This is a genomic window from Methanosarcina sp. 1.H.A.2.2 (assembly GCF_000979975.1).
In the GTDB taxonomy this organism is placed as follows: Archaea; Halobacteriota; Methanosarcinia; order Methanosarcinales; family Methanosarcinaceae; genus Methanosarcina.
Genome location: NZ_JJQL01000004.1, coordinates 41,488 through 55,447, shown reverse-complemented (window position 1 = coordinate 55,447; position 13,960 = coordinate 41,488). Strand labels below are relative to the sequence as shown.

Below are 13,960 nucleotides of genomic sequence, written 5' to 3'. Positions count from 1 at the left end.
TATCAAAAGTTAAGCATCTGCTCAAATATGTCTATATGATAGTATGTCTTCAGGGCAATAATCTTATGCCTGAATGCTTTTAGCCCTAATTTTTAACGTTTGTCTTCTTTTTGTCTTTCTTTTTATCTCTTAAGCCTTCTGAAGGCGCTACCCAGAATGAGTGCAATTCCCGTTCCGATAATTCCTAAGCCTGGAGTTGAAGACTTTTCCTCGTCGGGGTACGCTGCCATATCAATCACAGGCACTGAATAGGCTCCTTCACCGAAAAGCTCGTCAATATGCTCCTGAGCAGCCGATCTGTAGTGAAGAACCGCCTTTGTGCTGATAGGATTGGAGGCATTTTCAGGCATTATGAATGAATGCTTTTCAACTACAGATTCTTTCGGGCTTATTCTGTTATCGGAAAGGATACTTTCTGCTTCCCATACTTTTACTGTGGGGTTTCCTTCAGAGTCCGCAAAAACCGTGTGATAGACCGTTGCTCGAGGGTCAATTATCCCCTTTTCGTCAAGTTCCCCTGAGTGATATATTTCCTTTCCTTCACCGTCCAGTGCAATAAGCTCAAGCCAGATTTCCCGCTCTTCAGTAACCCCGGTTGGAATTTTGTGTCCTGCCCCTGTATTTGTAATTTCTACCTCCATTTCCACATTTTCTCCCGGTTCTGCCGAATCAGGAGCTGTTACCTCAAGCTCTGCAGCGTGTTGAAGATACTCAATAGCCCTTTTTTCGTGCCTTCCTTCTCCCATAATGCCTGTTACGAAAGCGTTTGCGCCCACAAAGTTATGGGTATACACATGTTCCCTCTCCGGGCCTGTTGAGGCAGCTTTTCCAGGGTTTTCTTCGAAGCCGACGATTCCGGGGGTCATATGGCAGGCCTGACAGGTCACTCCTTCTTCAGCATATGGGCTTTCTTCCCATTCTGTATAAGTGGCGGCAAGAGTCAAATTATTTACCGGATGGTAGATATTGTGGCACATGCCGCAGTATCCGGACTCGTTATAAAACTCGTGCGCTTCGATCTCATGGGAAGGAGACTCTGCATCGGCCCTGTTTCCCCATTTTACATCTCCGGGCTCAAGGACATAGGGAGCGTTTCCTATCCCCTCGCTTTCGGCAACTGAGTGGCAGAAATCACACTGTACTCCTTCTTTTGAAACCTCGCTCAGTTGAGAACCGTCGAGGGGAGGGATTTCAGCCGAAACCACTCCGATGGGCGTATGGCAGCGAGAGCAAAACTCAGGAGAAAGACCCTGGGCTTCTGCAGCTACACCGTATTCCTGAAGCATTGCCTGGTAAAAGAAGTCGCTGTCCGCATTCGAATGCATTGAGCCATCCCATTCTCCAAAGCTGCTCCCGTGGCAGTTGGAACAGATGCCGGATTTCGAAAATTGGTCCGATGTAAAGTTTCCAGGTCCGCCTGGTTCTGCAGCTCCGGTAGATGCACATACGAGTCCTGCAAAAAAAATAGTAGTAATTAGAATTAGAAGTTCCGTGCTTTTCACTGACGTTCCCCCCAGACTATGTCCTCAGGTTTTCAGGTTTTCCAGGTGCACGTTTGCTTTTTTCCCCGGAGATATTCTTTAGACTTATTGATAATAGTTCACTCTTCACATGCTATAGTTAGTCGAATTTTAAGGAACAGTGAGTTAGTGGTGCGAATATAATCCGTTACTTGCAGAGAAGTGCGCCACCACTACTTTAACTGCAACTTTGATTTAAAAAAATATAATTTTGGAATGTAGTTTTTTATTTATTTTAAATGTGGCTTTCACATTTCTTTCAGCAGTTTAAGAGCATTCCTGCATGCAGCCACGGCAGGAGCACCTGAGGTGATGAAGATGACTTCCATCGTCTCCATAATCTCTTCTTTGGTAGCCCCATTTTTGAGCGCACTTTTCATCTGGGATACTGTACAGGACTCACACTGCTTTGATGCCACAACTGCAAGGGCCATAAGGATCTTTACTTTGGCCGGGAGGGCTCCGTCTGTCAGAATTTTGTGGTCGCATCTTCTGTATTTGTGCAGGAATTCCGGATCAAGGTCCCCAAGTGTCTCCAGAATTTGAGGGGTGAACCCCATTTTTTCTCCCATACTCTCGAGTATCTCTTTGTGTTCTGTCATTCTTCTACTCCTCCGCTCCGTTATTATAGCTACCAATTAGTTACTTCTGATTACCAATTGGTTATTGATTTTGATTATATTGATTTTGATTATATTGGCATTTATGTTGATTATTACTTAATATTTATCAAATATATATATTCATGACCCTTAATTGCCATACCCGGGCTTCCCATGTCGCCTTATAAATGGTCTGCCAAATCGTCTTTTTAGACGCAGAACCCGTCTTCAAGAATGGAGCCGATGCATTCCTGACACATCATCCTTGGAAGGCCCTTCTTTAGCGTCTTGTGGGGCAGCGGGTATCCTCCTCCCTTCATGGGGAATTCTACCTGCTTGATGTGTTCCATGCAGAGGCCCTTTCCGCAGACGATGCAAACGCCTACTGCTTCACTATCCTTATTTTCTTCAATGCAATCGTAACATTTCAGCATTCTAGGCCACCTCAACAAACGTCATTAAACAGACAGTTTTCTTTCAGGGCTTCATGGCAGGGAATACAGACAATTCTTTTGATGTGTTCCCGGTCAGGCTTAAGTTCAACAGGATAGTCGCCTTCCCACGCAGGAGTTTCCTCGTGAATAAGGTGCTCTTTGCAAACCCCTCTCCCACATACAATACAAATCCCCACAGCATCCGTGTCTTTGCCCTCTCTGGCACATTCATAACACTTCATCACTTTCCCTCCGAATCAGGAAATCCTGTTTTTATTCGTATTTTATCCGAAAATTTTCAGGTCTTAGATCTCATAAACTTATCATATGAGAAAATTTCTGACTCTTTTATTATTCTTCTATGAGGGTCATGTCTTCTCCGCAGCAAACAAGCGTTCCGCCTCCGACTTCTGTTACGATTACTTCATTGCCGCAGATCTCACATCGGTACTTTTCTCCTTTTCTGGATACAGCCATAGCTAATTCACCTCCTGTTTTTAGTTTAAAATTATCAAAACTTTTAAGCGGGCTTTCCCCCTGCCCTGTAATTCCCGGTACTCACTCCGGATTTTATCAACACTCCTATATATTAACCATTCTTTGTATATAATTGTAAGGATTTTTAAAAACGTAACATAAATTTTTCCCTTCTATCCAAATCGGTTTTATTTTTTTCATACATCTTTATCCTGGGCTTTAAGGTGTTTTCTTCTCTTCTTTTCTTCAACTGTAAACCCAATATTTGTCACTTGCTAAACAGGGTAAACTCTGCAAATTTCGGCACCCCACATTTTTATAATATAAACCTTTTCCTAGTTCCAGAAGAAAAACTTCCTTTAAAATAAGCTAATTATTCTTTTTCCTGCACCTTATCAGTACCGTTTGAAATATGGCTTGAAAATGTCCTGTTCTGGAAAAGGTTTATAAGGTTTGATTATTTCATTTTGAATGAATCAGGTCTTAAACCGGTCTTGAACAGGTCTTGAATAGGTTTTGAACAGGTCTTGAACAGGTCTTGAATAGGTTTTGAACAGGTCTTGAACAGGTCTTCAATTTAAAGAACTGTTTTAAAAATTGTTTTATCAAGTTTTTTATATACATCTCATTTAATACAGTTAATTATATATAGATTCTTAAATACTGTTATGTGAATTATAGTTAAAGGTTGTAGTTATCATCAATTATAATTGATGATAATTATAATTTGTAACATATTTATATATGGGGCGAATAACAGACCCATCTAGCCATTAAGCAGTAGTTAAAAGGAGTTATCAAAGATGAAGTTCGGAATAGAATTTGTACCGGCCGATCCTGCTTTAAAGATCGCATATTACGCAAAGCTTTCAGAACAGCAGGGATTCGACTACGTCTGGATCACTGACCACTACAACAACCGTGACGTATATTCCACTCTTACCGTTCTCGCTCTGAACACCAATAGCATCAAGATCGGCTCCGGTGTTACAAACTCCTATACCAGGAACCCTGCAATTACAGCATCCAGCATTGCTTCAATTGCTGAAATCTCAGGCGGTAGGGCAGTCCTCGGTCTCGGACCCGGAGACAAAGCAACTTTCGATGCCATGGGCATTGCATGGGAAAAGCCTCTTGCAACCACCAAAGAATCAATCCAGGCTATCAGAGGTTTCCTTTCAGGCCAGAAAGTCTCCATGGACGGCGAAATGGTCAAGTTCGGAGGCGCAAAACTTGCTTTCAAAGTTGGAAACGTCCCTATCTATATGGGTGCCCAGGGCCCCAAGATGCTCGAACTTGCCGGTGAAATTGCAGACGGTGTCCTGATCAACGCTTCTCACCCGAAGGACTTTGAGGTCGCTGTGGAACAGATCCGCAAGGGTGCCGCAAAAGCCGGCCGTGATCCAAGTGAAGTCGATGTTACCGCATACGCCTGTTTCTCCATTGACAAAGACCCTGCAAAAGCAATTAATGCTGCAAAGGTAGTTGTCGCCTTTATCGTTGCAGGCTCCCCTGACCTTGTCCTTGAGCGCCACGGCATCCCGGTCGAAGCCAAGAAGCAGATCGGTGAAGCTATTGCCAAGGGAGACTTCGGTTCCCTCATGGGCGGACTTGTTACCCCCCAGATGGTCGAAGCCTTTGCAATCTGCGGAACTCCAGAGGACTGCATGAAGAGGATTAAAGACCTTGAGGCAATCGGAGTAACCCAGATTGTCGCCGGATCCCCTATCGGTCCTGACAAAGAAAAAGCAATAAAGCTTATAGGCAAAGAGATCATTGCAAAGATGTAATTTTATTACATCCTGCATAACCATTTTTTATTTATTTCGTTATATTTTTAAAAACATCTTGCCGATAAGGCAAGCTTATCAAGGCATTGGAGGTAACTGATTGCCACCAAAGATTGCAGAAGTCATTGACTTTGACGTATGCGCAGCCTGTGGGGCATGCGAGGCCGTGTGTCCCATTGGGGCTGTTACCGTAAAGAAGGCGGGTGAAATTCGAGATCCGAACGATCTGGGCCTGTATGAGAAAGGGGCCGGATACCAGGTTTGTGAAGGTTGCTTAACCTGTAGTCGGGTCTGTCCTGTAGTGGACGGCTTCATCGACAACGAGCTTGCAAACGTGCGTAAGTTCTTTGGTGCAAAGTCAAAGGACAATGCCGGCAGCCAGGATGGAGGAGTATCCAGCGGCATCCTCAAATCTCTTTTCAGGCAGGGTAAAATCGACTGTGCAGTTGGGATTACCAGAAATGAGAAGTGGGAGCCTGAAGTGGTCCTGCTGACAAGTGCAGAAGATGTGGAACGGACAAGAGGGACAAAGTACACATCAGACCCCGTTCTTGCAGCGCTCAGGGAAGCCTTCGAAAAGTACGACCGGATTGCAGTTATTGGAGTGCCCTGTCAGGCCCATGCTGCACATCTGATCCGGGAAAATGTAAACGAAAAGATCGTGCTAATTGTCGGATTGCTCTGTATGGAAAGTTTCCATCATGATGTCATGCTTGAGAAAATCATCCCTGAATTCCTTAAGGTAAATGTCGAAGACGTCCGGAAGATGGAGTTCACCAAGGGTAAGTTCTGGGTCTACACCAATGACGGTGAGGTTCACTCCGTACCCATCAAGGACATAGCCAAGTTTGCCCGAAACCCCTGCCACCACTGCTGTGATTATACCTCGGTCTTTGCCGATATCTCAGTAGGTTCTGTCGGGGCTCCTGACGGGTGGAACTCGGTCTTTATCAGAACCGATGTCGGAGAGAAGTACTTCGATATGGTCCGTGATGATATGGAGATCATGGAAGACCCCAAGCCGGGCCTCGAACTTGTCGGAAAGCTTATCGATATGAAGCGTAAGGGCAATGCTGAACATTTCCTCGAAGTCTGCGAGAAGTTCAGCTTTGAGACTGGAATCCGCAACGAAACGATCTAAAGAAATTTAATTAAAAAAGAGAAACCCAGTACAAATTCGAGGTTGGACCCGAATGACACGAGCTTTCTATATCGGACGTTTTCAGCCGTATCATTTCGGGCACCATGCCGTAATTACGCGGATTGCAGAAGAGGTGGATGAACTGGTTATAGGCATCGGAAGTGCCCAGAAAAGCCATGAAGCCACCGACCCGTTTACTGCAGGGGAACGGGTACTGATGCTCTATAATGCGCTTGAGCACCTCCCTATCCGTCATTACGTCCTACCCATCGAAGATGTCAGGTATAACTCTATCTGGGTCCACCACGTCGCATCCAGAACCCCTCGTTTTGACGTGGTGTACTCGAACAATCCTCTCGTCATCCAGCTTTTCCGGGAAGCCGGGTTCTGTGTTAAGGAGTCCCCACTCTATATCAGGGAAAGGTACTCTGGAACTGAAATCAGGAGGCGGATGACTGCGGGAGAAAAGTGGGAGCACCTTGTCCCGAAACCTGTTGTAGAAACAATCAAAGATATCGATGGAGTAACCCGTCTCAGGAATGTTTCTGCAAGCGATAACAACTTTTCTCTATAATGTTTTTTCTTACTTTTCTCTATAATGTTTTTTCTTACTTTTCTCTATAATGTTTTTTCTTACTTTTCTCTATAATGTTTTTTCTTATAGTGCTTTCTTTCATAATGGTTTGTTATAATTTTGTCATTTAATGGTTCTTTTGAGCCCTCTAAACACCAGCATATTCTTAATTTTATTTTATTAATAACATTTAAAAGTTAATGGCCGCACATATCACAATATTTTTTCTCTAATCGAAAAATTTTTATAAAAGATGGAACTATCTACATTCAGCATACTCTCTAATATTATTCAATATATGTTCGATTATTTATTTGCCTTTTGAGGATGATGTGTTCTAAATTTTAACCTGTATTTTACGTATTGGTTTTATTTGTAATTGAGCATAATCTCGAAAATGCACTAGGTGATTCTACTATATTGAAAAATATCTCAGTATGCCTAAATTCTAAACTATATAATTATATTAAAACCGTTTGTTGCAAAAACACACCTAAAAATCGCTTAATCATAGTAACATATTTTACTCTTTAAATTCCTGTTTTTAATCTGGAAGAGTATGTTTTATTAAACAGTAAAAACCGGATTAGAAACCAAACATCTTTAAAATATTTATGATTAAGTGACTATTATGGAGGATGTAATAATGCTAAAATTTGCGTTTGATAAATGGATGAAGGTACTGTGTATTTTCACATTAGTCTTTTTTGTCCTGTCAGTGACAGGAGCAGCATGCAGTAGTAGCAGCAGTACAAGTAAATATAAAACAGATGCAATATCTGATACATACAAAGTACCTGCCAGCCAGACATCCAAGACATTTAACGTACTGGCTAATGACAAAGGATCCGGCCTCAAAGTTGTAACTACCGGGTACATCACTACGGCAAAAGGCGGCAAAGTGCTGATGAAAAGCAATGGTGCATTTAGCTATGTAAAGCCAGTTGCCTGTTCTAAAAAAAGTGATAGTTTCACATACAGGGCAGTAAACAGGTACGGAGCTTATGACACTGCAAAGGTAACACTGAATTTTAAATGCAGCACCAGTTGCTCTACATGTTCCAAGACCTCTACATGTTCCAAGACCTCTACATGTACAAAGTGCTCTTGCAAATAAACATTTTAAGGGAACAGTGAAGTGTTAATTTTCCGGGGATTTAATCCCCGTTTCCCTTGCTCTTTCCTTACACAATCAAGGAACAAGGTCAATCCAGTCAATGGACCCGGGTTTATACTCCGGCATTTCTTTTTCGTTTCCACTTAAGATGTTGTCTATGATTTTTTCGAGATCCTGCTCTACTTCTTCAACACTCTTTCCTGTAGTATTAACCTCATAAACAATATCACACCACTCAAAAGCTTCAACCAGGATAACATCGAGAGCTTCAGCTTCAGTGTTCTCCCTGATTTTCTCTTCCGAGTAGCCGCGTGTCTCCAGTCTGTTTTTCAGTTCCGGCGGGTATGCCCGGAGGACGATAATAGTATCAGCAATATAGTGGGCAAGGTGGCTTTCAAGAATTACTACTTCGTTTGCGGATCCTTTTTCCATTTCATTAATAAGCTCAGGAAGACGGCTTTGGACAAGCTCCATATCCGCTACTACTGCATCCCTTTTTTCATCAACCTCGGTGTAGAGGTGTTCTTGTTTGATAAGGTCGTTAAGGTGAATTACCTTCCACTGCCTTCTTTTTTCTAGAAGCTTGCTTACCGAGGTTTTCCCCGTACCCGGCGTACCTGTGAGTCCTATGAGCATGGAGAGGGAGATAAGGTTTTATCGCAGTTATACTTAATGCCGGTGATTGGCTGGGCTGCTGATTGTGAGACGGCGAATTAAGAAATTTTTCGGATTTCTTTCATTCCCGCCTTTTCAGCACCGTGACGATCCCCAGGTATCCGTCCACTGCGAGGTAGTCTCCGTTTTTTATGAGCTCTGTTGCATCCGGGACGCCGGTAACGCAGGGAATCCCATATTCTCGTGCAATGATTGCCCCATGTATCAGCATTCCTCCTCTGCGCTCCACAATTGCGGAACAAAGGGGCACGATAAAAGTCATATTAGGGTCTACGGCATCACAGACAAGGACTTCCCCTGCTTTCAGGTTGAAAAGGTCGGTCTCTTTCAGGATAACTTTTGCAAATCCTTCGGCTACTCCTCGCCCGGAAGGGTTTCCCAGGAGCTGCCTTGGCTTTACCTTTTCCCTGAGGATTTTCGACTTTAGCGGCGGTTTTTTCCATTTGGGGCTATAAGAAGGGTCTCGAAGAGTTTTTGTTAGCTCTGCTGCGAGTTCCGGGGCGTAAAAAGCCTGAGCTTCTTCCGGAAGCCTGGCTTCTTCGTGAACTCTTTCATTTAGTCTTTTTCTGCCTTCGAAAAACGCCCTTTTGAGTTCAGCCTCTATTTTCCCGAGATAGATGTTGTCATCATCTCTGAGGCGGTAGCTCGCACGTCCAAGGTCAAGCAGTTCGGATGCACACTGCTTATTTTTGTCTTCGAAACCGGATATAAATTTTTCTTTCAGGTACTGCATACGGTTACTGCTTATTTTTTCTGCAGGCATGGGGGCCGGGGGATGGAGGGCCATCTCAAGGAGCAGCCTGTAAAGGCCTTTTTTTGCTCCGGGACTTTCAGAATAGCTCCCTCCGTATCTGGATATAAAAGAGTCAAGTTCTTCTTTAAATTCAGTTAAGGCTTTTCTCTCAGCTTCAATTTCAGGTCTTCCTTCAAGCTCAGTTCTATTTGTGTCTGAATGTCGGGTATCTGTATCCGAAGGTCTTGTTTCCCCCGCAGGTACTATCTCGGGCTCAGGCCTGCTCTCTTTTTCCGGGGCAGTTTCCTCAGCTTCAATCTGCTCCTTTATCGACTGTATAAGCTCTGGACTCTTCCGGATTTTTTCGGAAATTTCCTCAAGTTTTCGGTTCCTTTCGAGGCTTAACATTTCAGTCCCGGAAAGGAGGTCTGCAAACTCATAGGGGTCTTCGGGGTTTATGGTTTCATTATAGACTTTTCCAAAAAGGCGGGCCCCGTGAGCAAAGGGTATGAACTCCTCCCAGTAAATGTCATACCACTTCCTGTAGATTTCAGCCCTTCTTTCTATTTCCCCCGCAAGAGCAGAATCTGACAGTCTTTCAATATTTTCTCTTTCCAGGTCCCTGGCTTCTGCCTGCATGGCCGGGATGTATTTTTCCTCTATGGCTTTCCTGAGCTCTTTGAGGTTCTCGAAACTTCTCCTGAGGCTCAGATACCAGCGCCGTTTTTCGTCCCTGTCTTCCCGCAGGATAGTGGTTATCGGCCTTGCCTGGAGAATATAAAGGGTTGAGTCCCTGAAGGTCCATTCTATATCCTGGGGAACTCCGAACAGGTTTTCTGCTTTTCGGGCCAGTTCAAAGACTTCCAGGACCTCAGCAGGGGTAAGAGGAGGGGTTTTTTGAAAAGCTTCTGGCAGGGCTTTAAGTTCCGAACCTTCTCCTCCTGCAAAAACCGCTTTTTCCCTTTCAGCCGGCATGTGAGTTTTTATGCTTCCAGTCTGCCTGGCAAGGTTCCAGCGGTCAGGCTCCACAGTGCCGTCAACAAGTCCCCTGTTAAGCCCGTACACAGCTTCGATAACGGCTTCGGACTCGTTATCAGGATTTTCCCCGAAAGCAACTCCAGATACTCTTCCCTCTATCATTTCCTGAACCAGCACAGCCATTGCACTGCTGAGAATATCAAGCCCCATTTCTTTTCGATATAGGAGAGCCGTATCCGACCAGAGGGAAGCCCATACAAGGCGGAGGTGCCGCAGGATAGCCCGGGCTCCACGGATATTGACATATGAGGCGTGCACACCTGCAAAAGAGGTATTTGCGCTGTCTTCTCCGGGGGCAGAAGATCTGACTGCAACTGCTTTATCTCCAAAATGACTGGCAAGCCCTTCTTCCAGTTCCTTTTCCATTTCCCCGGGAAAGGGAGTCAGAGTGAACATGTGCTTGATTTTTTCAGAAATATCCCAGAGTTCTTCCCAGCGCATCTCCTCAAAATGCTTTCGGCTGAGTTCAAGGAGGATTCTGCCCCTGAGCCCTGTCCTGTCAACATATGTCTCGTAGGCTGCAGTGCAGATGCAAACACCTGCCGGGACAGTCAGTCCCTTCCTGTGCAGTATACCAAGGGCGGAAGCTTTTCCTCCGCAGACTTTTCCGGTATTTTCCCGGATCTCTTCAATAGGTATGATCCACCTTCCCGTAATCAACCCCCTCTCCATTAAAAATATCAGACCTGAATAGAAAAATGTCTGATTAATGTCTGATTAATGTCTGATTAATGTCTGATTAATGTCTGATTATATCTCTAAATGTCTGATTAAATCCAAAAAGGTTTGATTATAAAGATCTCAAACCGAATTAATATATTAAACCGAAACTTCAACAACATGCTGGAAACGGGTCACAACAATGTATTTTTCTACCCGGATTTTCAGAAAAGCCGTTGTGGGCGAATGCAAAAAATCCATAAGGTAAGGATGCTTCATCAGATATATTTTTTCCATTATGCTGCGCTCAAAGTCCTCGACGGGCTCTACTTTTCCCAGCACTGTTACAGCCATTGCGTCCCGAAAATCTTCGATTGTGTTCTTCCTGTTATCAATCAACAGGGAAATTGAAGGATTTGCTGACAAATTTGAGTATTTCCTGGTTGCTTTCGTGGTCGAAAACAGAATATACTTGAGCTTTTCATCCGAGGCAAACGCAACAAGGCTCACGTAAGGCGCTGTTCCGTTTTGAGTTGCCAGGACGGCAAGGGGCTGAGGTTCAAAAAATTCTTTCAGTTGTTCTAGCAGTTCTTTTTTTTCGAGCCCTATCTTCTTCTCTACAGGGGTTTCCCCTTCCTTTTCTTCCAGGTCCTGAGGAATTACGGATGCAATCTCATCTTTCATACTCACAACTCCCTCTTGTTTGCTATTTCCTGAATTTTCCTGAAACCTTCAAATCATTTGTCAAAACCATTCATTACAAAGCCTTTTTATTTTTTCAAAGTTCCGACAACAGGGTAATCCTTAAAAACTTCAGGGCCGTGGGGCGCTTCGTTGTCCATTGCTTCCGAGAGGTCCTGCCCTGAATCATGGAGCCCCTGGTGAGTGCCGTCTTCCCATAGATAACTGTTTGACACGTCGTATACCTGGCCGGCATAGGCGATGTAAACCTTGCCGTTCTTCCCGTTGTACTCTGAAATTTCTTCAAGTGTATACTCTTTCATTTTCGATTTTCCCCTTTCTTTTACTTTGCAGTACTGATCTGAGTTTTAATCTCATCCAATCTGAGTTTTAATCTCATCCTGAGGCATGTATCCAGCTGAGTGCGAACCTCAAACATTAAGCATCTTTAACATATCGTTGGTTTCAGTAGTAGGAAGCCGGCATTCATAGTTCTGGCAGACGTATGCAGTTGCCTTTCCCTCAATCGGGAGCTGTTCTTTTGTGTATTTTGCAAGGTCTGTAATTTCGGAATTTTCTCCTTCGGGCCTGAAAACCAGCACTTTATTAGGTATGAAGTAGCTCCAGAGCTCTTCAAGCATATTTACTGTATCCGGAGATTCGCGTTTTCCTGAAATAATTACTTCATATGAAGGTCCCAGTCTGAAATCAAGGGAAGACAGAAACTGAGTGTACCCCGAAGGCGCTTTCCGGATCAGCTTTGAAAATGAGCGTTCGAGCCTGTCAGCAGTTTCCTCGAGTTCAGGATCTGCAATTATCCTGGAGAGGCGCAGAAGGTTCAACATTTCAATTGAGTTCCCGGATGGTATTGCTGCATCTGTAAACTCCTTTTTTCTGAAGATAAGAGATTCACTATCGTTGGCTGTGAAATAGAGCCCCCCGTTGGCCGGGTCCCAGAAGTGTTCAAACAATTCACTGTTCAGGGAAATGGCTGCTTTGAGGTGCCGCAGCTGGAACCCTGCCTCATAAAGTTCCAGGAGACCATATGTCAGGAAGGTGTAGTCATCGGAAGTTCCGGAAATTCCTGCAACTCCATCCCTGTAACGGTGAAGTAGCCTGTTGTCGGGGCTGTAAAGGGTTTCCATAATAAAATCTGCGGCTTTTTCTGCGGCTTTCAGATATTTTTGTTCCCCAAAAACCTGGAAGCCTTTTGCAAAAGCTGCAATCATAAGCCCGTTCCAATCGGTCAGGATCTTATCATCCATTGAAGGCCTTTTGCGCTCGTATCTGGCTGCAAGTAGTTTCTCTCTGGAACGTTTTATCCGTTTTTCAACCTCTTCGACGGGAATATTAATTTCGGCTGCAAGGGAACCCGGAGAGAGGGCCATGTAGAAGAGATTTGTTCCGGTTTTTCTGCCCCTTATCTCTTCTTCAAAGTTGCCTCCCTCCCTCAAATTGAACATTTTTATAATCAATTCGGAATCCTCAGGGCCAAGGACGCTCCGGACCTCTTCTATGGTCCACAGGTAGTACTTTCCTTCTTCCCCTTCAACATCGGCATCCTCCCCGCAGTAAAACCCGCCTTCCGGAGATGTCAGGTCCCTTAAAACGTAATCAAGGATTCCCTCTGCTGTTTCTTTATACAGGTTTTTCCCGGTAACCTGATAGGCTTCAGTGTATGCAGCTGCGGTAAGAGCCTGATCGTATAACATTTTTTCAAAGTGAGGCAGAACCCACATGTTGTCCGTGGAATAACGATGAAAACCCGAGCCCAGCTGGTCATAGATTCCTCCCCTGCGCATATTGTCCAGGGTATGTTCTACCATATGAAGGGCTTCAGGGTTTCCGCTGCGTTTCCAGTAGCGGAGCAAAAAGGAAAGTTTGTGCGGGGTCGGGAACTTTGGAGCCCCTTCAAAGCCTCCATACTCGATATCAAATGAATTCAGAAGTTCGTCACAAGCTTCTTCGATTACCTCTTCCCCAAGTCCGTCTCCGGCAGACTCTACAATCATGCTCTGGATGGTAGATGTAATCTTTTCAGCTGAATCAAGCACATCCTCATGTTGCTGGTTCCAGATTTCTTTTATCCTGGGCACCAGTTCCAGCATTCCTGTCTGGTTGAAGCGCGATTTTTTCGGAATATAGGTGCCTGCAAAAAATGGTTTTTTACCCGGAGTAATAATGATATTAAGAGGCCAGCCTCCTCTTCCAAGAATAATCTGGCAGACAGTCATATAGATATTGTCAATATCCGGTCGCTCTTCCCTGTCCACTTTTATGGAAACAAAAGCTTCGTTCATGAGTCTTGCAACTTCTTCATCCTCAAAAGACTCATGTGCCATCACATGGCACCAGTGGCAAGTGGAGTATCCAATTGAGAGAAAAACAGGCTTGTTTTCGTTTCTGGCTTTCTCAAAAGCTTCTTCCCCCCATGGATACCAGTCCACAGGATTATAGGCGTGCTGTAGAAGATAAGGGCTCTTTTCGTTAATCAGGCGGTTATGTTTTCTTTGTTCTT

General features: G+C 44.3%; 14 protein-coding genes. 4 read left to right on the top strand and 10 right to left on the bottom strand.

The genetic code is table 11. The features are described from left to right. Positions 1-122: 122 nt before the first annotated feature. The 5 genes from EO93_RS00685 to EO93_RS00665 all read right to left on the bottom strand — a co-directional run bounded on the left by EO93_RS00685 (position 123) and on the right by EO93_RS00665 (position 3,033). Complete coding sequence (locus EO93_RS00685; RefSeq protein ID WP_048160581.1) at positions 123-1,502, bottom strand: multiheme c-type cytochrome; 1,380 nt, start codon at positions 1,500-1,502, stop codon at positions 123-125. Between the two features lie 266 nt (positions 1,503-1,768). Next, positions 1,769-2,122 (bottom strand): carboxymuconolactone decarboxylase family protein, encoded by a 354-nt coding sequence (locus tag EO93_RS00680; RefSeq protein WP_048135753.1) that lies wholly within the window; start codon positions 2,120-2,122, stop codon positions 1,769-1,771. Positions 2,123-2,331: 209 nt separating this feature from the next. Beyond that, the gene (locus EO93_RS00675) at positions 2,332-2,556 is read right to left on the bottom strand and encodes a DUF2180 family protein (RefSeq protein ID WP_048135751.1); all 225 of its coding nucleotides are present in this window, start codon (positions 2,554-2,556) and stop codon (positions 2,332-2,334) included. A gap of 11 nt (positions 2,557-2,567) precedes the next feature. Continuing rightward, on the bottom strand, positions 2,568-2,798 hold the full coding sequence (locus EO93_RS00670; RefSeq protein WP_048135749.1) for a DUF2180 family protein: 231 nt from the start codon (positions 2,796-2,798) through the stop codon (positions 2,568-2,570). Between the two features lie 109 nt (positions 2,799-2,907). After that, positions 2,908-3,033, bottom strand: coding sequence for a desulfoferrodoxin FeS4 iron-binding domain-containing protein (locus EO93_RS00665; RefSeq protein ID WP_048135747.1), 126 nt, complete (start codon positions 3,031-3,033; stop codon positions 2,908-2,910). An 803-nt stretch (positions 3,034-3,836) separates the two neighbouring features. On the opposite strand from EO93_RS00665, the gene mer reads away from it, so the two are divergent. The 4 genes from mer (at position 3,837) to EO93_RS00645 (ending at position 7,655) form a co-directional block, all read left to right on the top strand. Continuing rightward, the gene (gene mer / locus EO93_RS00660) at positions 3,837-4,823 is read left to right on the top strand and encodes a 5,10-methylenetetrahydromethanopterin reductase (protein ID WP_048160579.1); all 987 of its coding nucleotides are present in this window, start codon (positions 3,837-3,839) and stop codon (positions 4,821-4,823) included. 100 nt (positions 4,824-4,923) lie between these two features. Then, positions 4,924-5,964 (top strand): F420H2 dehydrogenase subunit FpoF, encoded by a 1,041-nt coding sequence (gene fpoF / locus EO93_RS00655; protein WP_048160577.1) that lies wholly within the window; start codon positions 4,924-4,926, stop codon positions 5,962-5,964. 52 nt (positions 5,965-6,016) lie between these two features. Continuing rightward, positions 6,017-6,538, top strand: coding sequence for a nicotinamide-nucleotide adenylyltransferase (locus tag EO93_RS00650; RefSeq protein ID WP_048135740.1), 522 nt, complete (start codon positions 6,017-6,019; stop codon positions 6,536-6,538). A 646-nt stretch (positions 6,539-7,184) separates the two neighbouring features. Beyond that, a complete protein-coding gene (locus tag EO93_RS00645) occupies positions 7,185-7,655 on the top strand; it encodes an Ig-like domain-containing protein (protein ID WP_048160576.1) in 471 nt (156 codons plus the stop codon). 75 nt (positions 7,656-7,730) lie between these two features. On the opposite strand, the gene EO93_RS00640 is transcribed toward EO93_RS00645, so the two are convergent. From EO93_RS00640 to EO93_RS00620, 5 genes are all read right to left on the bottom strand, one after another. Beyond that, a complete protein-coding gene (locus tag EO93_RS00640) occupies positions 7,731-8,291 on the bottom strand; it encodes an adenylate kinase family protein (protein ID WP_048160575.1) in 561 nt (186 codons plus the stop codon). Between the two features lie 100 nt (positions 8,292-8,391). Then, the gene (locus tag EO93_RS00635; RefSeq protein ID WP_052735341.1) at positions 8,392-10,761 is read right to left on the bottom strand and encodes a PEP/pyruvate-binding domain-containing protein; all 2,370 of its coding nucleotides are present in this window, start codon (positions 10,759-10,761) and stop codon (positions 8,392-8,394) included. 159 nt (positions 10,762-10,920) lie between these two features. Continuing rightward, complete coding sequence (locus EO93_RS00630; RefSeq protein WP_235283039.1) at positions 10,921-11,445, bottom strand: pyridoxamine 5'-phosphate oxidase family protein; 525 nt, start codon at positions 11,443-11,445, stop codon at positions 10,921-10,923. Positions 11,446-11,531: 86 nt separating this feature from the next. Beyond that, entirely contained in the window at positions 11,532-11,765 is a 234-nt protein-coding gene (locus EO93_RS00625) for a cytochrome b5 domain-containing protein (protein WP_048135733.1), read from the bottom strand. A gap of 108 nt (positions 11,766-11,873) precedes the next feature. Continuing rightward, positions 11,874-13,934: a thioredoxin domain-containing protein gene (locus EO93_RS00620; RefSeq protein ID WP_342764186.1), complete on the bottom strand. Its 2,061-nt coding sequence runs from the start codon at positions 13,932-13,934 to the stop codon at positions 11,874-11,876. Positions 13,935-13,960: the final 26 nt, after the last annotated feature.